The organism is Gordonia otitidis, assembly GCF_020735545.1.
GTDB lineage: Bacteria > Actinomycetota > Actinomycetes > Mycobacteriales > Mycobacteriaceae > Gordonia > Gordonia otitidis.
Genome location: NZ_CP085974.1, coordinates 4,170,626 through 4,196,064, shown reverse-complemented (window position 1 = coordinate 4,196,064; position 25,439 = coordinate 4,170,626). Strand labels below are relative to the sequence as shown.

General features: G+C 66.7%; 22 protein-coding genes. 11 read left to right on the top strand and 11 right to left on the bottom strand.

The genetic code is table 11. The features are described 5' to 3' along the window. Nucleotides 1–4 precede the first annotated feature (4 nt). Both trpD and LK459_RS19245 read right to left on the bottom strand, forming a co-directional pair. Nucleotides 5–1,069 (bottom strand): anthranilate phosphoribosyltransferase, encoded by a 1,065-nt coding sequence (gene trpD / locus LK459_RS19250; protein ID WP_039993591.1) that lies wholly within the window; start codon nt 1,067–1,069, stop codon nt 5–7. A 68-nt stretch (nt 1,070–1,137) separates the two neighbouring features. Beyond that, nucleotides 1,138–1,650, bottom strand: a complete 513-nt coding sequence (locus tag LK459_RS19245; protein WP_227920107.1) for a hypothetical protein — start codon at nt 1,648–1,650, stop codon at nt 1,138–1,140. A gap of 159 nt (nt 1,651–1,809) precedes the next feature. Between LK459_RS19245 and ctaE the strand changes: the two genes are divergently transcribed. From ctaE to LK459_RS19220, 5 genes are all read left to right on the top strand, one after another. Beyond that, nucleotides 1,810–2,424 (top strand): aa3-type cytochrome oxidase subunit III, encoded by a 615-nt coding sequence (gene ctaE / locus LK459_RS19240; protein ID WP_174299120.1) that lies wholly within the window; start codon nt 1,810–1,812, stop codon nt 2,422–2,424. Between the two features lie 103 nt (nt 2,425–2,527). Further along, nucleotides 2,528–3,496: a cytochrome bc1 complex diheme cytochrome c subunit gene (gene qcrC / locus LK459_RS19235; protein ID WP_039993645.1), complete on the top strand. Its 969-nt coding sequence runs from the start codon at nt 2,528–2,530 to the stop codon at nt 3,494–3,496. Next, nucleotides 3,493–4,653, top strand: coding sequence for a cytochrome bc1 complex Rieske iron-sulfur subunit (qcrA, locus tag LK459_RS19230; protein ID WP_005176195.1), 1,161 nt, complete (start codon nt 3,493–3,495; stop codon nt 4,651–4,653). Before qcrC ends, qcrA begins: the two co-directional genes overlap by 4 nt. Further along, complete coding sequence (qcrB, locus tag LK459_RS19225) at nt 4,650–6,263, top strand: cytochrome bc1 complex cytochrome b subunit (protein WP_227920106.1); 1,614 nt, start codon at nt 4,650–4,652, stop codon at nt 6,261–6,263. The genes qcrA and qcrB overlap by 4 nt, the downstream gene beginning before the upstream one ends. 201 nt (nt 6,264–6,464) lie before the next feature. After that, nucleotides 6,465–7,970 carry a bifunctional phosphatase PAP2/diacylglycerol kinase family protein gene (locus LK459_RS19220; protein WP_227920104.1) on the top strand — a complete coding sequence of 502 codons (1,506 nt, stop codon included), beginning with the start codon at nt 6,465–6,467 and terminating at the stop codon, nt 7,968–7,970. A gap of 81 nt (nt 7,971–8,051) precedes the next feature. Here the strand turns inward: LK459_RS19220 and LK459_RS19215 are convergent, their stop codons facing one another. The 3 genes from LK459_RS19215 to ctaC are packed head-to-tail and all read right to left on the bottom strand — an operon-like array spanning nt 8,052 to nt 10,193. Then, on the bottom strand, nt 8,052–8,606 hold the full coding sequence (locus LK459_RS19215; protein WP_227920103.1) for a GNAT family N-acetyltransferase: 555 nt from the start codon (nt 8,604–8,606) through the stop codon (nt 8,052–8,054). 19 nt (nt 8,607–8,625) lie between these two features. Further along, a complete protein-coding gene (locus LK459_RS19210; protein WP_007237762.1) occupies nt 8,626–9,042 on the bottom strand; it encodes a cytochrome c oxidase subunit 4 in 417 nt (138 codons plus the stop codon). Then, nucleotides 9,039–10,193, bottom strand: a complete 1,155-nt coding sequence (ctaC, locus tag LK459_RS19205; RefSeq protein WP_007237761.1) for an aa3-type cytochrome oxidase subunit II — start codon at nt 10,191–10,193, stop codon at nt 9,039–9,041. Before ctaC ends, LK459_RS19210 begins: the two co-directional genes overlap by 4 nt. Nucleotides 10,194–10,556: 363 nt before the next feature. On the opposite strand from ctaC, the gene asnB reads away from it, so the two are divergent. After that, entirely contained in the window at nt 10,557–12,482 is a 1,926-nt protein-coding gene (gene asnB / locus LK459_RS19200) for an asparagine synthase (glutamine-hydrolyzing) (protein WP_227920101.1), read from the top strand. A 19-nt stretch (nt 12,483–12,501) separates the two neighbouring features. Here asnB and LK459_RS19195 read toward each other — a convergent pair whose 3' ends face one another. The 3 genes from LK459_RS19195 to LK459_RS19185 all read right to left on the bottom strand — a co-directional run bounded on the left by LK459_RS19195 (nt 12,502) and on the right by LK459_RS19185 (nt 15,255). Beyond that, nucleotides 12,502–13,473, bottom strand: coding sequence for a carbohydrate kinase family protein (locus tag LK459_RS19195; protein WP_217997285.1), 972 nt, complete (start codon nt 13,471–13,473; stop codon nt 12,502–12,504). A 155-nt stretch (nt 13,474–13,628) separates the two neighbouring features. Beyond that, the gene (locus tag LK459_RS19190; RefSeq protein WP_007237758.1) at nt 13,629–13,988 is read right to left on the bottom strand and encodes a HesB/IscA family protein; all 360 of its coding nucleotides are present in this window, start codon (nt 13,986–13,988) and stop codon (nt 13,629–13,631) included. A gap of 196 nt (nt 13,989–14,184) precedes the next feature. Beyond that, nucleotides 14,185–15,255, bottom strand: coding sequence for a glycerate kinase family protein (locus LK459_RS19185; protein ID WP_227920099.1), 1,071 nt, complete (start codon nt 15,253–15,255; stop codon nt 14,185–14,187). A 132-nt stretch (nt 15,256–15,387) separates the two neighbouring features. Here LK459_RS19185 and LK459_RS19180 point away from each other — a divergent pair, with 132 nt between their 5' ends. The 3 genes from LK459_RS19180 to LK459_RS19170 are packed head-to-tail and all read left to right on the top strand — an operon-like array spanning nt 15,388 to nt 18,743. Further along, nucleotides 15,388–16,065, top strand: a complete 678-nt coding sequence (locus tag LK459_RS19180; protein ID WP_039993588.1) for a DUF3043 domain-containing protein — start codon at nt 15,388–15,390, stop codon at nt 16,063–16,065. A gap of 7 nt (nt 16,066–16,072) precedes the next feature. Then, complete coding sequence (gene cobT, locus LK459_RS19175; protein WP_227920098.1) at nt 16,073–17,938, top strand: nicotinate-nucleotide--dimethylbenzimidazole phosphoribosyltransferase; 1,866 nt, start codon at nt 16,073–16,075, stop codon at nt 17,936–17,938. Nucleotides 17,939–17,957: 19 nt separating this feature from the next. Further along, nucleotides 17,958–18,743 (top strand): adenosylcobinamide-GDP ribazoletransferase, encoded by a 786-nt coding sequence (locus LK459_RS19170; RefSeq protein WP_227920096.1) that lies wholly within the window; start codon nt 17,958–17,960, stop codon nt 18,741–18,743. 19 nt (nt 18,744–18,762) lie between these two features. On the opposite strand, the gene LK459_RS19165 is transcribed toward LK459_RS19170, so the two are convergent. From LK459_RS19165 to LK459_RS19155, 3 genes are all read right to left on the bottom strand, one after another. Then, complete coding sequence (locus LK459_RS19165) at nt 18,763–19,869, bottom strand: branched-chain amino acid aminotransferase (protein WP_007237753.1); 1,107 nt, start codon at nt 19,867–19,869, stop codon at nt 18,763–18,765. Between the two features lie 91 nt (nt 19,870–19,960). Beyond that, a complete protein-coding gene (gcvT, locus tag LK459_RS19160) occupies nt 19,961–21,070 on the bottom strand; it encodes a glycine cleavage system aminomethyltransferase GcvT (RefSeq protein ID WP_227920095.1) in 1,110 nt (369 codons plus the stop codon). 87 nt (nt 21,071–21,157) lie between these two features. After that, complete coding sequence (locus tag LK459_RS19155) at nt 21,158–21,736, bottom strand: CHAP domain-containing protein (protein ID WP_007237751.1); 579 nt, start codon at nt 21,734–21,736, stop codon at nt 21,158–21,160. 173 nt (nt 21,737–21,909) lie between these two features. Between LK459_RS19155 and LK459_RS19150 the strand changes: the two genes are divergently transcribed. Beyond that, entirely contained in the window at nt 21,910–23,448 is a 1,539-nt protein-coding gene (locus tag LK459_RS19150) for a leucyl aminopeptidase (RefSeq protein WP_227920094.1), read from the top strand. A gap of 214 nt (nt 23,449–23,662) precedes the next feature. Then, on the top strand, nt 23,663–25,432 hold the full coding sequence (gene sucB, locus LK459_RS19145) for a 2-oxoglutarate dehydrogenase, E2 component, dihydrolipoamide succinyltransferase (protein WP_227920092.1): 1,770 nt from the start codon (nt 23,663–23,665) through the stop codon (nt 25,430–25,432). Nucleotides 25,433–25,439 lie beyond the last annotated feature (7 nt).

Sequence of the window (25,439 nt, the reverse complement as noted above, 5' to 3'; positions counted from 1 at the left end):
GGTTCTATGTGGTGGCGAGCCGCCCACTGACCTCGACCCACCTGTCGAGGAGCCGGGCCGCAGCGCCCGAGTCGATCGATTCGGCAGCACGTTCGGTCGCCGCCACGAAGGCCTCGGCCAGTCCCGCGTCGTCAGTCGGCGTCTTCTGCTCGGTGGCCACGAGCGCGCCCGCGGCGTTGAGCAGTACCGCGTCGCGCACCGGTCCGGTCGTTCCCGACAACAGCTCGCGCGCAATGGCGGCGTTCACCGTGGCGTCGCCGCCCTGCAGGGCCGACAGGTCGACGTAATCGATACCGAGGTCGCGCGGGTCGATCGTGAGCTCGGTGACCGTCCCGTCGACGACCTGCCACACCGACGAGGTCGTGGTCGTCGTCAGCTCGTCGAGTCCGTCGTCGCCACGCACGACGAGCACCGAACCACCCCGGTCGGCGAACGCCTGTGCGAGAACGGGAGCGAGGTCTCCGAACGCGCAGCCGATCAGTCCTGCGCGGGGATTGGCCGGATTGGTCAGCGGACCGAGCACATTGAACACCGTGGGGATGCCGATCTGCTGGCGGGCGGGCGCGGTGAACCGGAACGCCGGATGAAAGACCGGCGCGAAGCAGAATCCGATGCCTATCTCGTCGATGCATGCGGCGACCTCTGTGGCGCCCAGCGAGATCGTCACCCCGAGTGCCTCCAGGACATCGGCTCCGCCGCTCTTCGACGACGCCGCCCGGTTGCCGTGTTTGACCACGGGCTCACCGGCCGCGGCCACCACGATCGACGTCATGGTCGAGATGTTCACGGTGTGCGAGCGGTCGCCGCCCGTACCGACGATGTCGATCGCCGCCCGATCGGTGTCGACGAGCGTCGCGTGCTCGAGCATCGCCTCCGACAGACCAGCGAGCTCGGCGGGCGCGGCGCCCTTCATCTTCACGCCGACACCGAACGCGGCGATCTGCGCCGACGTCGCGCTGTCGGTCATGACCTCGTTCATCGCCCATCGCGCCTGGTCGGCTGTCAGGTCGATCCCGTCGGTGACGGCCCCCAAGATCTGCGGCCAGGTGTAACTCTGCTCGCTACTCACCCCATGCACCTTAGTTGACCTGCGTACTCGGGCATCCCGCGGTCACGGGAGCGTGCGCGCTCCAGCGTTCATCCCGGCCGTTGCGCTATCTGCCAGCCCAGTGGCAGCCCCAAGTGCCTCGAGGCCAGGCTCGCCATCCGCGAGCGCTCCTGCGACAGATGCAGCGCGTCGACGCGTTGTACACGTGCGAGGACCACCGCCTGTAGCCCCGTAGGGATCTCGAAACGGTCTCCCACCACGTCGACGGACACCATCTCGTAGTCGTCGAGTGCTGCCACTTCCGCCGCCGTCGCGACGTTCGCGGCGGGCAGGGCCAACACATGCCGCACGATGGCCTGGGCGTCGGGACGCAGGGCCGAGTCGTCGAGGACCGACGAACTCGATGCCGCCTCGTCGTCGGACTCGGCGACCACGACGACGTCCGCGTCGGCGAGCGTCAGGACGTCGCGCGACGCGCCTTTGTCACCGATGACCGCGCGCCGCAAGGTTTCCCAGCGACCCGGGGCCACCGGACGACCGTTGAGATCGAACTGCAACCCAGCGCGACGTGGCGGCGGATCCCGCCGACCCGAGATACCCATGGCGTCGAGCAAAGCACGCCTGCGACGCTCGGTCCACCGACGGTCCTGACACGCCGAAAGGCGTGTCCGAGCGGCGCCTACCAGCGGGAAGAGAAATAGTTCCCACGAATATCCGACCCGAGTGGTCAGGGCGTACTACGAACCGTCATACTTCAATCTGTGACTAGCGCTGTAGGTACCTCGGGAACAGCCATCACCTCGCGCGTGCACTCGCTCAACCGCCCCAACATGGTGAGTGTCGGCACGATCGTGTGGCTGTCCAGTGAGCTGATGTTCTTCGCTGGACTTTTTGCGATGTATTTCGTCGCACGCGCCAATGCCGGCCCCGCCGGTTGGCCGCCGGAGCCCACCGAACTGAACCTGAAACTGGCCATCCCGGTCACCACCGTGCTCATCCTGTCGTCGGTGACCTGCCAGATGGGCGTCTTCGCCGCCGAGCGTGGCGACGTCTTCGGGTTGCGCCGCTGGTACATCCTGACGTTCCTGATGGGCGCCTTCTTCGTCTGCGGCCAGGGCTACGAGTACTACCACCTGGTTGCCGAGGGCACGACCCTCTCGTCGAGCGCCTACGGTTCGGTCTTCTACATGGCGACCGGATTCCACGGCCTCCACGTGATCGGCGGTCTCGTCGCCTTCATCTTCCTGCTGGTTCGCACCAAGCTCGCCAAGTTCACACCGAACCAGGCGACTGCCGCGATCGTCGTGTCCTACTACTGGCACTTCGTCGACATCGTGTGGATCGCACTATTCGTCACCATCTACTTCATCCGATGACACCGATCGCAACGAATAACTGACTCGAGGCGGGAGTGCTTCCACCGGAACCACGTTCGCGCCAACAGCTAGAGAAGTCCGTCCGCTTAGTAGAGAGACCATGATGAGTTCATCTCCACCGGGACCGTCGGATAGCCCTTCCGACGTTGGTCAGGTCGACACAGTCACCTCGAGCAAGGCGCCGAACGCCGCGAAGAAGTCACGTTCGCGTCGTAAGCTGCGCCGCCGCGCAAGTGGCGCGCTGCTGTTGCTCGCGGGCCTGATGATGGCAGGCGTGCTCGCCTCCCTGCTGTCCCCCAAGCCACAGGTCGCCGTCGCCGACACCAACGACGCCGCGCTGATCCAGGACGGCAAGAAGCTCTACGAGAGCTCGTGCATCACCTGTCACGGCGCCAACCTGCAGGGCGTGACCGACCGCGGTCCGTCATTGATCGGCGTCGGCGACGCAGCCGTCTACTTCCAGGTCTCGACCGGCCGTATGCCCGCGGCCCGTGGTGAGGCCCAGGCACTGCGCAAGCCCCCGAAGTTCGACACCGCACAGATCGATCAGCTCGGTGCGTACATCCAGTCGCAGGGCGGCGGTCCTCGCCCGCTGTTCGAGAAGAACCCCGACGGAACGCGCAAGACCGAGAAGGTCATGCAGCGTCAGGCCGACGGATCGATGAAAGAGGTCGTGCTCCCCGTCCTCGCGCAGGAGTCGCTGCGTGGCGAGAACCTCGGACGCGGTAGCGAACTGTTCCGCCTGAACTGCGCGTCGTGCCACAACTTCACCGGCCGCGGCGGTGCGCTGTCGTCGGGCAAGTTCGCCCCGACACTCGACAACGTCAAGGAACAGCAGATCTACACGGCCATGCTCACCGGGCCGCAGAACATGCCGAAGTTCTCCAACCGTCAGCTCTCGCTCGACGAGAAGAAGGACATCATCGGCTTCATCAAGTACGTCACCGAATCCAAGCCACAGGGCGGTCTGAGCCTCGGCGGCTTCGGCCCGGTCAGTGAGGGCATGGTGATGTGGTTTGTCGGAGTTGTGGCGGTCGTCGCCGCCGCGATGTGGATGGGATCACGAACATGAGCACCACGGACAAGGACACGCCGTCCGCCGATGAGCTGGACCAGATGACCAATGACGACCTGGTCAAGCTGGGTACCAACCTCGACGGCGTCGAGATCATCCATCGGGGTGAGCGTTTCCCTGAACCGGGCACCAAGGCCGAGAAGCGCGCCGAACGACAGATCGCGGTGTGGCTGACCATCGCCGGGATCTCCGCGCTGGCCTGCTTCGTGATCTTCCTGTGGAACCACTGGGAGTTCGCTCTCCCCGGCACCTCCGACTACTGGCGCTACACGCTGAACACGCCTCTTCTCGGTGTCACGTTCGGACTGTCGATCCTGTCGATCGGCATCGCACTCGTCCTGATCACCAAGAAGTTCATCCCGTCGGAGATCGCGGTCCAGGACCGTCACGACGGCCCCGGATCGACCGAGGTCGACAAGAAGACCATCGTCGCCGAACTCGTCGACTCGGGCACCAAGTCGACCCTCGGTCGACGCAAGATGCTCATCGGCTCCGGACTGTTCGCGTTCGGCGCGCTTGCTCTGACGGGCGTCGTCGCGGGTCTCGGCGGATTCATCAAGAATCCGTGGGCCAAGCGCGAGGACGCACCGCTGTGGCACACCGGCTGGTCGCCGATCTACAACCCGAAATCGCAGCCCAACGAGACGGTCTTCCTGCGTCGCGACACCGGCAACCCCTACCAGGTGGCCCTCGTCCGACCCGAGGACCTCGACTCGGGCGGCATGGAGACGGTCTTCCCGTGGCGGGTCTCCGACGGCTACGGCGAGACCGAGGAGTCGCGCGAGAAGCTGCTCTGGGGCCTGCGTTACGTGTCCAATCCCGTCATGCTCATCCGTCTGCGTCCCGAGGACGCCGCCCGTGCGATCAAGCGCAAGGGTCAGGAGAGCTTCAACTACGGCGACTACTTCGCCTACACGAAGGTCTGCAGCCACCTCGGCTGCCCGACCTCGCTCTACGAGCAGCGGACCAACCGCATCCTCTGCCCGTGCCATCAGTCGCAGTTCAACGCTCTCGAGTACGCCAAGCCGGTGTTCGGTCCGGCTGCCCGTGCACTGGCGCAGCTGCCGCTGACGGTCAATGATCAGGGGTACATGGTCGCCGCAGGCGACTTCATCGAGCCCGTCGGACCCGCATTCTGGGAGCGCAAGTCATGAGCAATCGTCTCGCGAAGCAGGCCGAAGAGGTCGATTCCCGGTATCACCTCGCCGCAGGCATGCGGCGTCAGATCAACAAGGTGTTCCCGAGCCACTGGTCGTTCATGCTCGGCGAGGTGGCGCTCTACAGCTTCGTCATCCTGCTGATCTCTGGTGTGTACCTCACCTTCTTCTTCGACCCGTCGATGTCGGAGGTGACCTACCACGGCGCCTATCAGCCGCTCAACGGCGTGATGATGACGCGCGCCTACGAGACCACCCTGAACATCTCGTTCGAGGTTCGCGGCGGTCTGTTCGTCCGCCAGATCCACCACTGGGCAGCGCTGCTGTTCGCGGCGTCGATCATCATCCACATGGCGCGCATCTTCTTCACCGGCGCGTTCCGACGCCCCCGTGAGGCCAACTGGATCATCGGCTGCCTGCTGCTGATCCTGGCGATGTTCGAGGGATTCTTCGGATACTCACTGCCCGACGACCTCCTGTCGGGTACCGGCGTCCGCGCCGCGATGAGCGGCATCGTCCTCGGCATCCCGCTGGTCGGCACGTGGATCCACTGGGCATTGTTCGGTGGTCAGTTCCCGGGCGACATCATCATCCCTCGCCTGTACGTGCTGCACATCCTGCTGTTCCCGGGCATCATCCTGGCACTCATCGGCGCCCACCTGGCGTTGGTCTGGTACCAGAAGCACACCCAGTTCCCCGGTCCCGGACGCACCGAGAAGAACGTCGTCGGCGTTCGTATCCTCCCGGTGTTCGCCGCGAAGGGTGGCGCGATGTTCGCGTTCACCGCCGGCATCCTCGCGATCATGGCCGGCATCTTCCAGATCAACCCGGTCTGGGTGATCGGTCCGTACAACCCGGCGCACGTGTCCGCGGGTTCGCAGCCCGACATCTACATGATGTGGACCGACGGTCTGGCCCGTCTGATGCCTGCGTGGGAGCTCTATCTCGGCAACTACACGATCCCGGCCATCTTCTGGGTCGTCGTGATCATCACCCTGATGTTCGTGGTGATGTTCGCCTACCCGTGGATAGAGAAGAAGTTCACCGGCGACGACGCGCATCACAACCTGCTCCAGCGCCCGCGCGACACCCCGGTGCGGACGGCGATCGGCGCAATGGCGTTCTCGTTCTACATCATCCTCACGTTGAGCTGTATGAACGACATCATCGCGCTGAAGTTCCACATCTCGCTGAACGCGACGACGTGGATGGGCCGTATCGGTCTGATCATCGTGCCTCCGCTGGCGTACTTCATCGCCTATCGGTGGGCGCTCGGCCTACAGCGCAGTGATCGCATGGTTCTCGAGCACGGCATCGAGACGGGCATCATCAAGCGCCTGCCGCAGGGTGAGTACATCGAGATCCACCAGCCGCTCGGCCCGGTCGACGACCACGGTCACGCGATCCCGCTCCCCTACGAGGGTGCAGCGATCCCGAAGCGGATGAACAAGCTCGGTTCGTCGGGCGCGCCCGGTACCGGTTCGGTCATGGTCGCCGATCCGCCCGAGCAGCAGAAGCGCAACGTCGAGTTCGCGCACGAGCAGGAGCGCGAGGAGATCGACGCCCTGCGGGAGCTGCAGGCCAAGGGCGGTAACCCGCTCGACTGACCTGCGTCCGATACAGCAGTCACCACACGGCTGCCGTCGCTTCACCGCGACGGCAGCCGTGTGTCGTTGTGGGACAGCACTTCTGCGGGTCGATGGTGATGGCCGGAACCGGCGGTCGCCCGACAGCGTGACAAGCGCGAGACGGCGCGCGACCTGGCGGGGTTCCACTCCCCTCCCCCGCCGAGTCGCTACGGTGAAACGATGACACGACTGCGACACATCGGACGTCGCCGACCGGACTCCCTCCACGAGCTGACGAAGGGTCTCGGCACTCTCGACGCCAACCTCTTCCAGACGATCGCTCGTTCGCCGAGTCCCCTCCTCGATCGCACGATGCCACCACTCACGGCCGCCGCAGATCACTCGAAGCTCTGGATGGGCATAGGCGCGGGCCTCATCCTCAGCGGGCGCCCGCGCTGGCAGCGCGCCGCCGTCCGTGGCCTCACCTCGCTGGCCGTCACGAGTCTGGTCACCAATCAGGGGGCCAAACGCATCCGGCAGCGCAAGCGCCCTTCCCCGTCGGTCGTGCCGCTCATCCGCCGCGGCGCACACCAACCGACGTCGAACTCACTGCCCTCCGGCCACTCGGCAAGTGCCGCAGCATTTTCCGTCGGTGTAGCGCTCGAGTCCCCACCGCTGGGTCTCGTCATGTCGGCACTGGCCGGCCTGGTCGGGCTGTCGCGTGTGGCCACCGGTGCCCACTACCCGGGTGATGTGTTCATCGGGTTCGGCATCGGCGCGGGTATTGCGACACTCGGCGGCAAGCTCGTGCCGCCGATCATCCCGCACAACATCGCCACCCCGGCCCCGAGCACGGTGAACGCTCCCCTTCCGCACGACGGTGCGGGGCTCGTCGTACTCGGCAATCCCGCATCGGGAAATGGAAACGGCGCCGAGGTCCTCCGCGCCGTGCGGACCCAGTTCCCCGGTGCCGAAGTCGTCGAGCTCGGACCAGACGACGATTACGCGGCCATCGCCCGCGATGCCGCAGCGCGTGCCACCGCGCTCGGCGTCTGCGGTGGCGACGGTACTGTCGCCACCATCGCTGCCGCGGCGCACGACGCCGACCTGCCGCTCGCCGTCTTCCCCGGCGGAACCTTCAACCACTTCGCTCGCGACATCGGGTGTGCGGATGTCGACGCGTCGATCGCCAAGGTGCGTTCGGGCACCGCAACCCTCGTGGATGCGGCGACACTCAACGACGAACGACTCATCCTGAACACGGCCAGTATCGGCGCCTACCCGCACTTCGTGCGCGCACGAACGAAATGGGAGCACCGGGTGGGCAAGGGCGCCGCCAGCGCACTCGCCATGCTGCAGGTGGCACGCCACTCGACACCGGTAGAGATCACCATCGACGGCGCCACGATGCAGACGTCACTGTTTCTCGTCGGCACGTCGATGTACGGCTCCGCCGGATTCGCGCCGGCACGCCGCGAGCGACTCGACGACGGACTCCTCGACGTCCGATTCCTGGAGTCGGGCCCACGATTCGCGACGATCCGCGTCCTGTCGAGCCTGGTGACGGGACTCCTGCAGCGCTCCAAGCTCTATCACGAGATGCAGGTCCCCGAGTTCACCTTCACCACAGCCGAGCCCACGACCATCGCCCACGACGGTGAGGTCGGTGAGGCCTACACGTCGGCACACTTCCGCGCGGCATACCGGGCGCTCAAGGTCTACGGCGACAGCATCGTGCCCGACTGAGGGCGGCCCCGAAGCATGACGTACGAACGTCGCTGTCGGCCCCGGGCCACTCCGCGGTACGTCACCACACGTTGCGGTAGATCACCAGACGTCGCCCGCCCGCCAGTCGCAGGTCAGCCGTTCGTCGAACGACACGTTGACGCCGACCGCACGGACGAGGACGGCGCCCTCGTCATCCGGCGTCGACACCCAACCGTCAGGGCTGAGCACTCCGAGACTTCCGCGCCACGCCCGCCAACCGTGCGTGCGATACAGCCGCGCGCCCGCGTCGGAGGCGCCGAGGGCACCGAGATCGTATGCACGCTCGATCACCTCCTCGACGGCGGTCATGACGGCACCGCCGAACCCACGCCGCTGGTGCTGGGGAGCCACGGCGACAGCCTCCACGTAGCCGCAGCGCAACGGCCTGTCGCCGACGAGTACCGCGCGGGCGACGACTGCCGCGTGTGCGAGGAGTTGGTCGTCGGCGTCGACGACCAACGCGTGCATTCCCCCGAGCGCATGGTCGAAATCGAACGCGTCGAAATCCCCGTCGAAAGCCGTCTCGCACAGCCTGCGCAATTGCGCGAACCGGTGTGTCTCGAGCTGGGAAGTATGACACAGCCGCACCCGAAGGTCGGGTGCGGCTGTGGTCACGTGCGGCTTGAGTGCCGTGTCAGTGCTTCTCGGGTCCGACGATGTACTCGAAGACGAGACCCGCGGCGCTACCGATGATGCACGCGGCGGCGAAGATCGCCAGCCAGATGTTGCCGGTGGCGAATGCGATCGCGAACAGTGCAGCGCTGGCGGCGATGAGGATCGGCCACCACGAACCGGGGCTGAAGAAGCCCAGTTCGCCTGCGCCGTCTTCGATCTCGGCATCCTCGTAGTCCTCGGGGCGGATTTCCACGCGTCGCGACACGAACCGGAAGTAGGTGCCCGCGATCAGCGTCAGACCCGCGCTGAAGAACATGCCGACCACGCCGACCCACTCGACACCGTTGTCGGTGAGAGCGGTCAACACGGTGTAGATGACGCCCGCGCCTGCGAAGAAGAGCGTGAGCAGTTCGAAGAGTCTGGCTTCGATTTTCACTGGAGTGCTCCGATCGTGCAGTTCGCGATCTTCGTGTTGCCCGCGTCGCCGGTTGCCCCGACCGAGCCGTCGGTGGCACGACGGGTGTCGAACGGAACGGTGACGACCGACTCGGGCTGCTGGCAGATGTGCTGCAGCGCCTGAGCGTTCGTAGCCTGCGGACGCGCCTGCCGGTACTTGATGTAGGCGTCGAAGTCCTGTGGCGACACCGCACGCACCTCGAAGTTCATCATCGAGTGGTAGGTGCCGCACATCTCGGCGCAACGTCCGACGAATGCGCCCTCGCGGTCGATCGACGAGATCTGGAACCGATTGTCGGTGTGGTTCTGCTTCGGGAACGGCATCACGTCACGCTTGAAGAGGAACTCCGGAACCCAGAAGGAGTGGACGACGTCGGCGGAGGCGAGGTCGAACTCGATCCGCTTACTCGTCGGGAGAACGAGGACCGGGATCGTGGCCGACGATCCCACCGTCTCGATCTGGTTGAACTTCAGGTAGTCACGCACATCGTTGCTGCGTCCACCGTCGGGACCGGGGAGCTCTATGGTCTCGCCGTCGTGGATCTGCCGGGTGTTCTGGGTTTCGAGATCGAACGGGTTGCCGTCGCGGACGAAGCCGTTGTAGGTGCCGCCGTCGTTGAACGTGACGTCCCGGTAGCCGAACTTCCAGTTCCACTGGAACGCGGTGACGTCGACGACCACCTTCGGGTCGTCGGTCTTCTTCTCGACGTTGGTCTGCACGATCACGGTGAAGTAGAAGAGCACCGCGATGATCACGAAGGGGATGGCGGTGTAGGCCAGTTCCAACGGCACGTTGTAGGCGGTCTGGCGCGGGAACTCGTCCTTGCCCTTGCCCGGCTTGTAGCGGTGGAAGGTGATCGTCCAGAAGATCAGAGCCCAGACGATGATGCCCATGACGAGGGCGGCGATGACCGACCAGGTCCACAGGTTGCCCATGTCCGTGGCCTCGGGTGTCACACCGTGCGGCCAGCCGAACCGCATCGCGGTACGTGCGTCGCAACCCGACATCAACAGTGCACCGACGCCGAGCGCCGCGACAGCTCCGGCCCGCTTGAGGCCGACCCGGTTGGCCTTCCGCGACGCGGACGTGACACGCCGTACGCGGGGCCGTTCACCGTGTGCCAATTTCACGCCTTCCTGCCAGCTCGGAACCGCCGATCCCGACGTCCGAGTCGCATCCCACCTGACCTGCAACGACGCTGTCGGCGACATCGGGCCGTGCAAGGCAACTCTCACCGTGCAGCGGGCACCGAAGCGCAGCCTTCGCGCCATGTACTACGCAGCGTAGACCAACTCGTGGGAACTTTTTCGGTTGGGGTGACTTCGCGCGTCGAAATCGTTTCCGTCGTTGGCCGGGACCCGCGCGACCCCGTGTTTCGGCGGATTGCGGGGTGTGGCCGACGGGCCGTCGCCTGCCCGCATACGGCATACTCGTGACCGCGGCGGTGAGGTCACTGCCGCTCAACGATCCCCGCGTCGAAAGAGGCTTTACTGGTGTGTGGCTTGCTCGGTCTGTTGACCTCTGACGACACGGCGGCCGATGCCGTCGACCTCGTCGCCAACGCCTCGCACTGCATGCGTCACCGTGGCCCGGACGAGCCCGGAACGTGGAACGACACCGACATTGTGCTCGGCTTCAATCGGCTGTCGATCATCGACATCGACCATTCACATCAGCCGCTGCGCTGGGGACCTCCGGAGAATCCCGACCGGTACGCGCTGGTCTTCAACGGCGAGATCTACAACTATCTGGAGATCCGTGCGCAACTCGCCGCCGACGAGGGCGCGATTTTCCGCACCGAGGGCGACGGCGAGGCGATCGTCGCGGCCTTCCACCACTGGGGGCCCGAGTCCGTTCGGCGGCTACGCGGCATGTTCGCCTTCGCCATCTGGGATACCGAGACGCGCTCGTTGTTCTTGGCCCGCGATCCGTTCGGCATCAAGCCGATGTTCCTCGCGACCGGTCCTGGCGGTACCGCGTTCGGCAGCGAGAAGAAGAGTCTCCTCGAGCTGATCGGGCGCCTCGGGCTGCCCGACACCCTCGACGAGCGCGCCCTCGAGCACTACGTCGTGTTGCAGTACGTCCCCGAACCCGAGTCGCTGCACTCGTCGATCCGTCGACTCGAGTCCGGCTCCTACGCGACCGTGCATCCGGGCGGTGCACCGTCGATCACGCGCTATTTCACTCCGCAGTTCTCGGTCCGCCCCTTCACCGACGCCACTCGCCAGAAGCGATACGACGAGATCGCCGACGTCCTCTCCGACTCCGTGGCCAAGCACATGCGCGCCGACGTCACCGTCGGTTCGTTCCTGTCCGGCGGCATCGATTCGACGGCCATCGCGGCGCTGGCGATCCAGCACAACCCCGACCTGATCACGTTCACCGCAGCATTCGAACGCGAAGGCTATTCCGAGGCCGACGTGGCAGCGGAGTCCGCGGCCGCGATCGGTGCCCGACACATCGTGCGCATGGTCACCCCCGAGGAGTACATCGCGGCGATCCCGGAGATCATCTGGTATCTCGACGACCCGGTGGCCGACCCAGCGCTGGTTCCGCTGTACTTCGTCGCACAGACCGCCCGTGAGCACGTCAAGGTCGTGCTCTCCGGGGAGGGCGCCGACGAACTCTTCGGCGGCTACACCATCTACAAGGAACCACTGTCGCTCAAGGGCTTCGACAGGCTACCCACTGCGCTACGCCATCTGGCGGGCAAGGTCTCCGATCGCATCCCCGAGGGCACGCGCGGCAAGAGTCTTCTGCATCGCGGGTCGCTGACCCTCGAAGAGCGCTATTACGGTAACGCCCGCAGCTTCGACGACGCCCGACTGCGCGCGGTGCTCCGCGACTATCGACCCGAGTGGACACACACCGACGTGACCGAGCCGATCTATGCGCGCAGCGACGGCTGGGATCCTGTCGCGCGGATGCAGCACATCGACCTGTACACGTGGCTACGCGGCGACATCCTCGTCAAGGCCGACAAGATGACGATGGCCAACTCGCTGGAGCTGCGCGTGCCGTTCCTCGACAACGAGGTGTTCAAGGTGGCGGAGGCACTGCCCTTCGACGAGAAGATCAGCCACGGGACCACCAAGTATGCCCTGCGCAAGGCGCTCGAACAGATAGTTCCGCCGCACGTGCTACACCGCAAGAAGCTCGGATTCCCGGTCCCCATCCGACACTGGCTGGCTGGTCCGGAGATGTACGACTGGGCGCGGGAGACCATCGAGAAGTCGCAGACCGACTACCTGCTGAACAAGCAGCCGATTCTCGACATGCTCGACGAGCACCGGGCAGGCATCGTCGACAACAGCCGACGGCTCTGGACGCTCCTCATGTTCATGATCTGGCACGCCATCTTCGTCGAGAAGACCCTCGTGCCCGAGATCACCGACCACAGCTATCCCGTGCGGCTCTAGACGCACGGGACGGCGGACCTCAGATCGCCGCGGCGATCTCCTTCGCGGCGTCGGCGCCGTACGCGCCCTCGATGCGCTCGAGTGCCTCGTCACGGTCCCATGCCCAGTCCTGCGTCGAGATCGTCTCGAGAACCAACACCGCGACCATCGATCCCACCTGAGCCGCGCGCTCGAAGCCGAGTCCTGCCGACACCGACGAGAGGAATCCGGCGCGGAAGCCGTCGCCGACGCCCGTGGGATCGACCTTCGCGGTCTCGGGAACCACGGCGACGTGTGTGCGTGTGCCGTCACGGTCGACGATGTCGACGCCGTCACCACCGAGCGTGGTGACGCGCACGCCGATCAATTCGGAGACCTGTGCCTCCGACAGCCCGGTCTTCTGCCGCAGCAGGCCCCACTCGTAGTCGTTGGTGAACAGGTAGGCCGCGCCTTCGATCAACTCGCGCGCCTGCTCGCCGTCGAGCCGGGCCAGTTGCTGTGACGGGTCTGCGGCGAACGGGATGCCGAGGCGTCGACATTCGCGCGTGTGGCGGAGCATCGCCTCGGGGTCGTCGGCACCGATCAACACGATTTCGGGGTTTCCGACGCGGTCGACGACGTCAGCGAGATCGATGTCGCGCGCCTCGCTCATCGCACCGGCGTAGAACGTCGCGAGCTGTGCCATCGTCTCGTCGGTGGTGCACATGAATCGGGCGGTGTGCTGTGTCTCCGAGATCCGCACGCCGCGGCAGTCGACGCCGTGGGACTCGAGCCACTGGCGATAGTCGTGGAAGTCGGCGCCCACCGCGCCGACGAGGACCGGCGACTGCCCGAGCTCACCCATCGCATACGTGATGTTGCCCGCGACTCCCCCGCGTCGGACGACGAGGTCTTCGACCAGGAAACTCAACGAGATGTGCTCGAGATGGTCGGCGAGAATCTGTTCGGAGAACTTTCCCGGGAACTTCATCAGATGATCTGTCGCGATGGAACCACATACAACGATTGCCACTGTTTCCCCAAGCCTCTCCGCGGTGTGGTGGTCGTCGGACTCGTCATGGATGCCCGACACGAACCGCAACACACGCTACCCAAGGTGCCGGAAATGACTGACCGCACCCCGGCTACTGCCGGGATGCGGTCGGTGACAGGCGTGAAAGACGACGCTCAGTTGAACGAATCGCCGCAGGCGCAGCTACCCGTCGCATTGGGGTTGTCGATGGTGAAACCCTGCTTCTCGATCGTGTCGACGAAGTCGATGGTCGCGCCCTGCACGTAGGGCGAACTCATCCGATCGACGGCGAGCGTGACACCACCGAAGTCGGCGGTCAGGTCTCCGTCGAGTGAGCGGTCGTCGAAGAAGAGCTGGTAGCGCAGTCCCGCGCATCCGCCGGGCTGGACGGCGATGCGCAGCGACAGGTCGTCGCGGCCCTCTTGATCGAGCAGCGCCTTGGCCTTGGCTGCTGCCGCGTCGGTCAGGATGACGCCGGTGGTGGTCGCTGTTCCGGATTCGTTCTGAACGGTCATCGATGCTCCTCGTACTGTGATGGTGCCGTTGGTGCTCGGCCCCGGTCGTGCTGCCCTGGTCACGCAGGCTCGGTGTACACCTCGCTGCGACAGCGGACTCGAACGCGTCGGCTGACGATGCAGGCCTGTTGTTCGTCTCTTGTCAACCGTACCCCCTGTGTACCTATTCCCGGTGCCCGCAGACTGTCGTCGACCCTCAACCGTCCTCGCCCGACGTGGTGGCGGCTCGCGTGGCGAGGGCGGTGAGCTGAGCACGCGCGTCGCTCATCGCGAGTTCGACAGAACCCGCCTGCTCGACGATGGAGTACGCATGCGCAATACCCGCTGCGGCGATCTCCTCGGGCGTCAGCGCCACCTGACCTGCGAAGACGATGGTCGGCGCTCCTGTCTCAGCCGCGGCGGCGTTCAGCGCCGACACGACCTTCCCGCGCAGTGTCTGGGAATCGAACTTGCCCTCGCCGGTCAACACGAGATCCGCGCGAGCGATCTCCGACGCCTGGTCGGTGGCCTCGGCGACCACGGTGGCTCCCGACACACGGTGCGCGCCCAGGGCGAGCAACGCGGCACCGAGCCCTCCTGCCGCCCCGGCGCCGGGTTCTGCGCTGATATCTCTGCCCGCCACCGACCCGAGCACGCGCGCCCACTGGGTCAGTCTCTCCTCGAGACGCCCCACGGTGTCCGGGTCCGCGCCCTTCTGCGGCCCGAACACCGCGGCGGCACCGAGAGGCCCGAGCAGGGGGTTCTCGACGTCGGAGGCCGCCACCAGGGCGACGTCGGCAAGTCGGGCGCTCGCCGCCGCGGTCCCACCGAGCGCGTCGATCATGCCGCGTCCGCCGTCGGTGGTGGCACTTCCCCCGAGCCCGACGACGATCTCACGCGCCCCCGCGCGCAGCGCGGCGTCGACGAGCAGGCCGACCCCGAAGGTGTCGGCCGACTGTGCGGTGCGTGGCGTGGGTCCGCCACCGAGTTGGTGTAGTCCGCATGCCTGGGCGCACTCGATATAGGCGACCGGTTTGTCGGGGTTCCTGTCGTCGAGCAGCCACTGCGCGGTCACCGAGGCGCCGAGGGGCCCGACGATCTTCTCGGTGACGCGACGCCCGAACCGTGTCGCGAGTACGTCGACGAATCCAGGTCCCCCGTCCGATTGCGGAGCGAGCGTGATCTCGTCGTCCGGACGCCCCGCCGACCACCCCTGTCCGATGGCACTCGCCGCCTCGACCGCGGTGAGTGTGTCACCGAAGGAATCGGGTGCGATCAGTACTCGCATCAACGACCTCCATGCCGACCGTTGGAACTGATGTCGGTGCAGGTGCGCGCGCTCACGCCCGGAGAGGCCATGCACCGGAAGTATAGGGAGGTCCGCGAACCCCGGCAGCGCAGATCACCTACCCTCGAAGGCGTGAGACTGCCATGGAACAAGGACGACGACACCGCCGATGAGGGCTCCGTGTCGACTGCGGATACGCCGATGACGATCGACGAGCCCACGACCGAGACCAGGGGCAGTGCGTACACACCGGGCAAGGGTCGCCCGACGCCGTCTCGTCGCGAAGCCGAGGGTCGACGTCGCGGCCCGGTGGCGCCGCCGCCGACCACCCGCGCAGAGGCTCGCGCCCGCAAGAAGCAACTGAAGAGCACCATGAGTCGCGAGGATCGCCGCAGACTCAACGACGAACGTCGGTCCCAGCGTGCTGAGCAGCGCGAGAAGATGATGGAGGGCGACGAGCGTTACCTGATGCCCCGCGACAAGGGCCCGGTACGCCGCTACACCCGCGACATCGTCGATTCCCGGCGCAACTTCGCGGGGCTGTTCATGCCGTTCGCCATCGTGTTGATCGTGGTGATGTTCCTGCCGTCGATCGCCGCGTACGCCAATTTCGTGCTGCTGGCCTTCGTCGTATTGATGGCCATCGACGCCGTCATCCTCGGTCGTCTCGTCAACAAGCGTGTTCAGGAGCGATTCCCCGACACCGACGACACAGGCTTCCGACTCGGTTGGTACGCCTTCACCCGCGCCATGCAGCTCCGCCGGATGCGCGCGCCCAAGCCACAGGTCTCCCCGGGCGACGAGGTCTGAGCTGACGATGACCACGAGGGGCACCCGCACACTGGTGCTCGGGGGCGTGCGGTCGGGCAAGTCGGGTGTGGGTGAGTCGATGCTCGCCCACCAGCGCGCTGTCCGTTATATCGCCACCGGGCCGACTCTGACCTCAGACGCCGAGTGGGTGGCGCGCGTCGAGCAACACCGGCGCCGACGTGACGCGCGGTACACGACTGTCGAGACCACTGACCTCACCGCGGAACTGTCGGTCGCACCCGACACCGCGACACTCGTCGACGACCTGGGCAACTGGCTGGCAGCCGACATCGACGCCACCGACGGGTGGACGTCGCCGACCGATCGTTCCGAGCGCACCGAGCAACTGTGCGCAGCCATCGCCGGCGTCACCGCGGACCTGGTGATCATCAGTCCCGAGGTCGGCTTGGCACCGGTCCCTTCGACACCGGCGGGTCGCCTGTTCCAGGACGAGCTCGGCGCCCTCAACGCGGCCGTCGCAGCCGTCTGCGACCGTGTGCTGCTCGTGGTCGCCGGTAGGGTCGTCGAACTCCCCGCCCCCGCAACGCCGACGGCACCGTCCGTTTCGCCGACGGCACCGGAAACCGCGCCCGCAGCACCGGAGGTCTCGCCGACAGCACCGGAGGTCTCGCCGACAGCACCAACATCCGCGCCGACGGCACCGAGATCTGCGCTGACGGCACCATCGGCTCCCGTGGTCGCGGCGCTCGCGGCGCGTGAGATCGATCCGATCGACGCCGAGGTCTTCGACCACATCGACCGTCCCGACGATGCCGTCGCCGACGCCGCACGGGCTCGCCAGCTCACGTTGACCAAGCCTGCTCGATCACTGGGAAGACTCGAGGAACTCAGCGTGTGGGTGTCCGCATGCCAGGGTGTGTGCCCGCCACGGTCGATCGAGCAGGCCACGGTCGTGGTGTTCGCCGGCGATCACGGTGTGGCGCAGGCCGGTGTCTCGGCCTACCCGCCCGAGGTGACCGCCCAGATGGTCGCGAACATCGCCTCGGGCGGCGCCGCGGTCAACGTGCTGGCCCGACAGCGCGGCGCGACGGTGCGGGTCGTCGACATGTCGGTCGACGCCGACACCCCGCCGGAGGTTTCCGGATACAAGGTCCGACGCGGCAGCGGCGATCTCCGTGTCACCGACGCACTGTCGATCGCCGAGGCGCGCTCGGCAGTCGCCGCCGGTCGTGCGATCGTCGACGACCTCGTCGACTCCGGGGCCGACCTGCTGATCGCGGGCGAGATGGGCATCGGAAACACCACGCCTGCCGCGGTTCTCGTCGGCACACTCACACGTCATGAACCGGTCGAGGTCGTCGGACGCGGCACCGGCATCGACGACATCGGGTGGATGCGCAAGACCGCGGCGATCCGCGACGGCATGCGGCGCGGACGACGCCACCTGCACGATCCCCTCGCGCTCGTGGCCGCGGTCGGGGGTGCCGACCTCGCTGCGATGGCCGGTTTCCTGGCGCAGGCCGCGGTGCGGAAAACGCCGGTGATCCTCGACGGTGTCGTCGTCACCGCGGCGGCGCTCGTGGCTGCAGAACTCGCGCCGGGCGCGCCCGCCTGGTGGGTTGCAGGGCACCGCTCGGTCGAGCCGGCGCACGCTTTCGCGCTCGAGCACCTCGATCTCGAACCCATCCTCGACCTGCAGATGCGGCTCGGCGAGGGCAGCGGTGCGTTGATGGCATTGCCCATCGTCTCGTCGTCGGTGGAGATCCTGCGCAGCATGTCGACGTTCGACGAGGCGGGCGTCAGTGATGCCGAGTCCGCGGAGGCCGAACACGAGGCCACGCAAGCCGGTGATCACCTCGCCGACGATCCCCGATCAGAGGATTCCGCGACGACCAGCAGCGCGGGGGTCTGACCCGAGCGTGCGCGAGAGGATGTCGCCGGTCGACGCCGTCGGAGGCGCGCTCTCATGGCTCACCATCATTCCGGTCAGTCGGCGCGACGACACGTTCGACCGGCGGTTCGGCGGAGCTGCGATCTCCGCTGTACCGGTGGTGGGACTGCTACTCGGTCTTCTCGTCGCCGTCATCGCGTGGGGTCTGAGCCTCACGCACCTGACCGCAACCCTGATCGGCATCCTGCTCGTCGTCGTACTCGGCATCGGTACGCGTGGTATGCATCTCGATGGTCTGGCCGACACCGCGGACGGACTCGGCTGCTACGGCTCCCCCGACAAGGTCGCTGAGGTGATGCACAGCGGTTCGACCGGACCATTCGGCGCCGTGACGATCGCGGTCGTGATGATCGTCGACACCGCCGGGTTCGCCGCGCTGTCCGATCAGTCGCGCTGGTCGGCGATCGCCGCGGCAATCGTGCTGGGACGTGTGGCGGTCGTCGTCGCGTGCCGATCGTCGCTTCCACCGGCGCGCACGACCGGGTTCGGCGCGCTGGTTGCGGGTACCCAGCGCACTTCGGTCATCGTGTGGTCGGTACTCACGTTCGTCGCCATGATCCTGGTCGGCGGTTGGCAGCCCTTGTCCCACAACGACTTCGACGTCGCTTCGGCTGTCCGCGCGGGCGCCACCGCACTCGTCGTGCTGGCCTTCGCCTCGTTGTTCACCCGACACTGCTCACGGCGCATGGGCGGCATCAACGGCGACGTCCTCGGCGCGGTCGTCGAGTTGTCGACGGCCATCGCACTGGTCGGTCTGCTGATCTGAGCCCGTCCGGCGTGGCGGATCAGGCCGGGTAGAGCGTGGTCATCCAGCCGTGGGTGTCGGCGAACGTACCGCGCTGGATGCCGGTGAGTGTGTCCCGCAGTGCCTGCGTGACCTCACCTGTCGTGCCGTCACCGATGGTGTAGTCGTCGGTGTCGCTCTTGACGTGACCCACCGGGGTGATGACGGCGGCGGTGCCGCATGCGAAGACCTCGGTGATATCGCCCGACGTCACACCTTTTCGGAGTTCCTCGGTCGAGATGCGTCGTTCCTCGACGGCGAAACCCGCATCGGTGGCGAGCGTCAGCAGCGATTCGCGGGTGATGCCCGGCAGCAGCGAGCCGGACAACTCTGGGGTCACCAGTCGCGCGTCGGCGCCGGAGCCGAACACGAAGAACAGGTTCATGCCGCCCATCTCCTCGATGAAGCGACGTTCGACGGCGTCGAGCCAGACCACCTGATCGCATCCCTGCGCGGTGGCCTGCGCCTGCGCGAGGAATGCCGCGGCGTAATTACCGCCGCACTTGGCGGCTCCGGTACCGCCGGGAGCAGCCCGCACGTATTCGGTCGAGAGCCACACGCTCACCGGCTTGATCCCACCGGAGAAGTAGGCGCCCGCCGGGGAGGCGATCACCGAGTAGACGTACTGCGACGACGGCGCGTTCACACCGAGCCCCGCCTGAGACGCGAACATGAACGGACGCAGGTACAGCGACTCCTCGCCGCCTGCGGGCGGAACCCATTCGTTGTCGGCGGCCAGGAGCGCACGCAACGACTCGATGAAATCGTCGACGGGTAGGGGCGGCATGGCAAGGCGCTCGGCGGAGCGCTGCAGCCGCAGCGCATTGGCCTCCGGCCGGAATGCTGCGATCGAACCGTCGGGCTGCCGGTAGGCCTTGAGGCCCTCGAAGACCTCCTGACCGTAGTGCAGCACCATCGCCGAGGGATCGAGTGCGATGGGACCGTAGGGCGTGACCTTCGCGCTGTGCCAACCACGGTCGACGTCGTAGTCCACCAGCACCATGTTGTCGGTGAAGTACTTGCCGAATCCGGGTGCGGACAGAATCTCCGCACGACGGGATTCCGACACCGGATGGGGATGCTCGGTACGGGTGAACTGCAAGGTCATTGGCCTATGGTAACGCCGCGAGGCAAACCGATCGTCACCGCCACCGCCGATCGGGCCGGGCCCGATCGGGGCGCATGGACCCGCGCGCGGATCACACGTGCGACTCGACGAACGGCGGGATGACGACCTCGCACGTCAGATCGCGCCCGCGCACGTCGACGACGACCTCCGCACCCTTCTTGATCCCGGTCGACGTGTCGATCAATGCCAGCGCGATGCCCTGCTTGAGGGTCGGCGAGAACGTTCCCGACGTCGTCTCGCCAACGACGTCGCCGCCCGGCCCCGAGAGCACGGTCAGACCCGCTCGCGGAACTCCGCGTCCCGTCGCCTTCAGCCCGTACAGCCGTCGGGCCGGCCCTGCCTCCTTCTCGGCCACCAGCGCGTCACGACCGAAGAACGTCGACTTGTCCCAGCCGACCGCCCAACCGCTACGCGCCTGATTGGGGGTGATCTGCTCGGTCAACTCGTGCCCGTGCAATGCGTATCCCATCTCCGTGCGCAACGTGTCGCGGGCGCCCAACCCGGCAGGCTGTCCGCCGGCATTCGTCACCTCGGCGAGCAACGCGTCGAAGACAGGGCCCGCGTCGCTCCAGCGCGGCAGGATCTCGTATCCCCGCTCGCCGGTGTACCCGGTCCGGCACACACGCACCGGATACGCGGCGCTCTCCGTCTTCAGCTCGGCATCAGCGAAGGCCATGTACTCCATGTCGGTCGGAAGCCCAACTGCGGCAAGAACATCGGGACTCTTCGGGCCCTGGACGGCGAACACGGCGTAGTCGCGGTGTTGGTCGGTGATCTCGACACCGCCGGGCGCGGCACCACGAAGCGCTGCCACGACCTTCGACGTGTTCGCCGCATTGGGAACGAGAAACACCTCGTCGTCGGAGACGAGATAGGCGATCAGATCGTCGATCACTCCCCCGGACTCATTGCAGCACAGCGTGTACTGCGCCTTACCGGCGTGGATCTTCCCGAGATCGTTCGTCAGCGTCGAGTTGACGAAATCGGCCGCGCCCGAACCCGTCACGAGAGCCTTACCGAGGTGGCTGACGTCGAAGATGCCGACCGCTCCGCGCACTGCGTTGTGTTCTGCAACGGTGCCCGCGTACGAGACGGGCATGTGCCATCCGCCGAACTCGGCGAAGGTGGCACCGAGTGCGTAGTGACGGTCGGCGATCGGTCCCGCGAGCAATTCGGTCATGGGGTGCAGGTTACCGACCCGCGACGGATGCGCGCACCCCACCTGAGTCGACGGTCGGTGCAGGCCACCCGACCGCGGGTGACCCCCTCACGGCACGCCGTATCCCTGCACCCCCTCGACGGTGCGCGGATCGAAGTGATCGACCGTGATGCCCTGCGCCTCAGCGCCACCCACGGTTGTCACCGTGGTGCCATCCATCGCGACGACAATGTTCGTGTGCTGCCGGAAGTGACTGGGCGCGTCGTAAATGACGATGTCGCCGGGCTCGGGCACATGCGAGGCCGCACGCCATCGACCACTCGAGTGCAGATAGTCGGTCAGGGTGGCCACACCGGGTATCCGCCACGATCCCGAGTTCGGGTTGTCAAACGGCACACCGGCTTTGCGCATGACGGTACTGACGAAATCTGCGCACCAGGATTCCTCGACGCCGTCCGAGTAGATCGTGCCGGGCGCGTTGCGGTCGTACTCCGCGTGCACGACGTCGACGATCCGTGCACGCACCGGGCTCAGCCCGCTGGTATCGGTCGTCGGAAACGTCTGCCTCGCCGGGCCGACACCGGCCTCGGCGACAAGCCGGGAGACCGGGTCATCGTGCCCGGACACGGCACGGACACCGATCGCACCCGCGCCCGCGACCACCCCGACGACGAGCGCGGTGATCACCCATGCCCGCCGACGACGACGTCGCCCGGCCGGCGCTCCCCGAGGACTGTGTCCGGTGTTCGAACTCGGGCTCTGGCGCACACTCACCGGCCCACTGTAGGTAGCCCCGGACGGGCACACCCACCCCGTCTCCACCATGTCGGTCCGCGGAATGACGTGGCAGAGTTGAGCGGGTGAGTAAGAACGAGAGCGTCGACCGGACACGCGGTCCCAAGATCCAACTGGCAACCTCCCTCGACAAGAACGACGAGGCACTCGTGATCGGGCTGGTCGCGCCCGAGGGCCCCGACGCGGACGACACCGACGCCGCTCCCACCCTGTTCATCGGCGACGGCCTGCTCGACGACGCCCAGGCGTCGGCCATCAGCGATGCACTCGTGGCAGTGGGCGCAGCAGGTACGCACGGGGACGTCTCGTCGATCCCGGCGCCCGAGTCGCTCGGTGTCGACGTCGTGGTCGCTGTCGGCCTCGGCTCGGCCGACGACGTCGAGAATCCGGAGAAGCTCCGTCAGGCAGCGGGCATCGCCGCTCGCGCGCTGGCCGGTCGCCGACAGGTCACGACGACGCTCGCCGCCGGCGGCATCGAACCCGTGGCCGAGGGCTTCTTCCTCGGCGCATATCGCTTCGACGAATTCCGTTCTGCCAAGAGCCTTCCCACGAAGACGCCGCCGACGACGGTTCGACTGCTTGTGGAGAACACCGGGAAGTCCGCGACCGCACAACTCGACCATGCCGTCGCGATCGGCGATGCAACCGCGATCGCCCGCGATTTCGTCAACACCCCGCCCAGTCACCTCTACCCCGAGGAGTTCGCCGAACGCGCCCGACTGCTCGGCAGCAAGGCGGGCCTGAAGGTGGAGATCCTCGACGACACCCAGCTCGAGAAGGACGGGTACGGCGGGATAGTCGGCGTCGGCAAGGGCAGCTCGCGCCTGCCTCGACTGGTCCGACTGACCCACGCCGGCAAGAAGGACGCCAAGAAGGTCGCGCTGGTCGGCAAGGGCATCACCTTCGACACCGGCGGCATCTCCATCAAGCCTGCGGCCAACATGGACCACATGACCTCCGACATGGGAGGTGCCGCGGCCGTCATCGCCGCCACCATTCTGGCCGCGCGCCTCGACGTCGACGTGTCGGTGACGGCCACTGTGCCCATGGCCGAGAACATGCCGTCGGGCACCGCTCAGCGGCCCGGTGACGTGCTCACCCAGTACGGCGGAACCACCGTTGAGGTCCTCAACACCGACGCCGAGGGACGCCTCGTCCTCGCCGACGCCATCGTCCGCGCCTGCGAGGATGATCCCGACTACCTCATCGACACCGCAACGCTGACCGGCGCCCAGATGGTCGCACTCGGCGCGCGGACACCGGGCGTCATGGGTACCGAGGAGTTCCGTGACCGCGTGGCCGACCTCTCGCAGGAAGTCGGCGAGAACGCGTGGCCGATGCCGCTGGCGGCAGAGTTGCGGGCAGACCTGAAATCGCGTGTTGCCGATCTCGCGAACGTCACCAACCACCGCAACGGCGGCATGCTCGCCGCCGGATTGTTCCTCAAGGAGTTCGTCGCCGACGGCGTCCAGTGGGCCCACATCGACGTCGCCGGACCGGCTTTCAACAGTGGCGCGCCGTGGGGCTACACGCCCAAGGGAGGCACCGGCGTCCCCGTCCGAACCATCGCGCGCGTGATCGAGGACATCGCAGCGAACGGATGACACCGCACCCACCCGCCACCGCCGCCGGCTGTGCACGCGGCCAACTCGCCAACGCGGTTGCGTCGACACGTCACATGACGCGGGCCGGTGGCGGGTAGGGTTTAGCGCGTGGGCAGCGGCCACCCGCCGACGCCCCTGCCGCGGTGGCGCACACACCACCACGGCAGACCACACACAGTCCAGACACACATGTCGAGTCGAGGAGTCAACAGCGATGGCCTTCTCCGTCCAGATGCCAGCCCTTGGTGAAAGCGTCACCGAGGGGACAGTCACCAGGTGGCTGAAGGAGGAGGGAGACACCGTCGAGGCCGACGAACCATTGCTCGAAGTCTCCACCGACAAGGTCGACACCGAGATCCCCGCGCCGACATCGGGTGTGCTGACGAAGATCGTCGCCCATGAGGACGATGTCGTCGAGATCGGCGGCGAGCTGGCCCTGATCGGCGAAGAAGGCGAAACCGCCTCCTCGGACGACTCGGACGACTCCGCGAGCGGTAGCGAGCCCGAGGAGGTGGGCGAGCCCGAGCCCACGCCCGAGGCACCCTCCACCGACGCCGATGCTCCCGCCGAGAAGCCCGCAGCGGCAACCGCTCCCAGCGGATCGGCATCGGGCACCGACGTGCTCATGCCGGAACTCGGCGAATCCGTCACCGAGGGCACCGTCACCAACTGGCTCAAGAAGGTCGGCGACGAGGTCGCCGAGGATGAGCCGCTTCTCGAGGTCTCGACCGACAAGGTCGACACCGAGATCCCCTCGCCCGTCGCGGGCACGCTCCTCGAGATCGTCGCCGAGGAAGACGACGTCGTCGAGATCGGCGGCAAGCTCGCGGTGATCGGCGACAAGTCGGCCGCCGCGGCCTCCGAGCCGGAGCCGGAGCCCGAACCCGAGCCCGCCAAGGAAGAACCTGCGCCTGCCAAGGAAGAGGCCGAGCCCGAACCCGAGCCGGCCAAGGACGAGCCCGAACCCGCCAAGGCCAGTGCTCCGGCGGCGACCAAGGAGTCGAACGATCCGCCGACCGTCGAGTCGACGCCGTATGTGACCCCGCTGGTCCGTAAATTGGCCGCCGACAACGACATCGATCTGAACTCCGTGAAGGGAACCGGAGTCGGCGGGCGTATCCGCAAGCAGGACGTGCTGGCGGCCGCGGAGGCCAAGAAGGCTCCCGCAGCCCAGTCGGCACCCGCTGCATCGTCGGCTCCGGCCGCCGCGGCGTCGGCCCCTGCGGCCCACGGCCCGGAGGTCAGGCCCGAGCTCGCCGAGTTGCGCGGCACCACGCAGAAGATCAGCCGTATCCGGCAGATCACCGCGAAGAAGACGCGCGAGTCGCTGCAGCAGAGCGCCCAGTTGACGCAGGTCTTCGAGATCGACATGACCAAGGTCGCCGCCCTGCGCAAGGCTGCCAAGGAATCGTTCAAGGCCTCCGAGGGAGTGAACCTCACCTACCTGCCGTTCATCGCGAAGGCCGTTGTCGAAGCGCTCAAGGCACACCCGAACGTCAACGCGTCGATCGACGAGGACAAGAAGGAGATCACCTACTACGACAAGGTGCATCTTGGCATCGCCGTCGACACCGAGCAGGGTCTGTTGTCGCCGGTCATCCACAACGCCGACGACCTGTCGCTTGCCGGTCTCGCGCGTGCCATCGCCGACATCGCGTCCCGTGCCCGCTCCAACGGCCTCAAGCCGGACGAGCTCGCCGGTGGAACGTTCACCATCACCAACATCGGCAGCCAGGGCGCGTTGTTCGACACCCCGATCCTCGTGCCGCCGCAGGCGGCCATGCTCGGCACCGGCGCCATCGTCAAGCGCCCTGTGGTGATCACCGGCGACGACGGATCGGAATCGATCGCGGTGCGCTCGATGTCGTTCTATCCGCTGACCTACGATCACCGGCTGATCGACGGTGCCGACGCGGGACGCTTCCTGACCACCATCAAGAAGCGGCTCGAAGAAGGCGCGTTCGCGGCCGAATTGGGGCTGTAGACACCGC

Coding starts and splice junctions, on each gene's coding strand:
- LK459_RS19245 (WP_227920107.1), bottom strand. CDS start 1,650: ATGGGTATCTCGGGTCGGCGGGATCCGCCGCCACGTCGCGCTGGGTTG.
- qcrC (WP_039993645.1), top strand. CDS start 2,528: ATGAGTTCATCTCCACCGGGACCGTCGGATAGCCCTTCCGACGTTGGT.
- qcrA (WP_005176195.1), top strand. CDS start 3,493: ATGAGCACCACGGACAAGGACACGCCGTCCGCCGATGAGCTGGACCAG.
- qcrB (WP_227920106.1), top strand. CDS start 4,650: ATGAGCAATCGTCTCGCGAAGCAGGCCGAAGAGGTCGATTCCCGGTAT.
- LK459_RS19220 (WP_227920104.1), top strand. CDS start 6,465: ATGACACGACTGCGACACATCGGACGTCGCCGACCGGACTCCCTCCAC.
- LK459_RS19190 (WP_007237758.1), bottom strand. CDS start 13,988: ATGACCGTTCAGAACGAATCCGGAACAGCGACCACCACCGGCGTCATC.
- LK459_RS19185 (WP_227920099.1), bottom strand. CDS start 15,255: ATGCGAGTACTGATCGCACCCGATTCCTTCGGTGACACACTCACCGCG.
- cobT (WP_227920098.1), top strand. CDS start 16,073: ATGACCACGAGGGGCACCCGCACACTGGTGCTCGGGGGCGTGCGGTCG.
- LK459_RS19170 (WP_227920096.1), top strand. CDS start 17,958: ATGTCGCCGGTCGACGCCGTCGGAGGCGCGCTCTCATGGCTCACCATC.
- LK459_RS19165 (WP_007237753.1), bottom strand. CDS start 19,869: ATGACCTTGCAGTTCACCCGTACCGAGCATCCCCATCCGGTGTCGGAA.
- gcvT (WP_227920095.1), bottom strand. CDS start 21,070: ATGACCGAATTGCTCGCGGGACCGATCGCCGACCGTCACTACGCACTC.
- sucB (WP_227920092.1), top strand. CDS start 23,663: ATGGCCTTCTCCGTCCAGATGCCAGCCCTTGGTGAAAGCGTCACCGAG.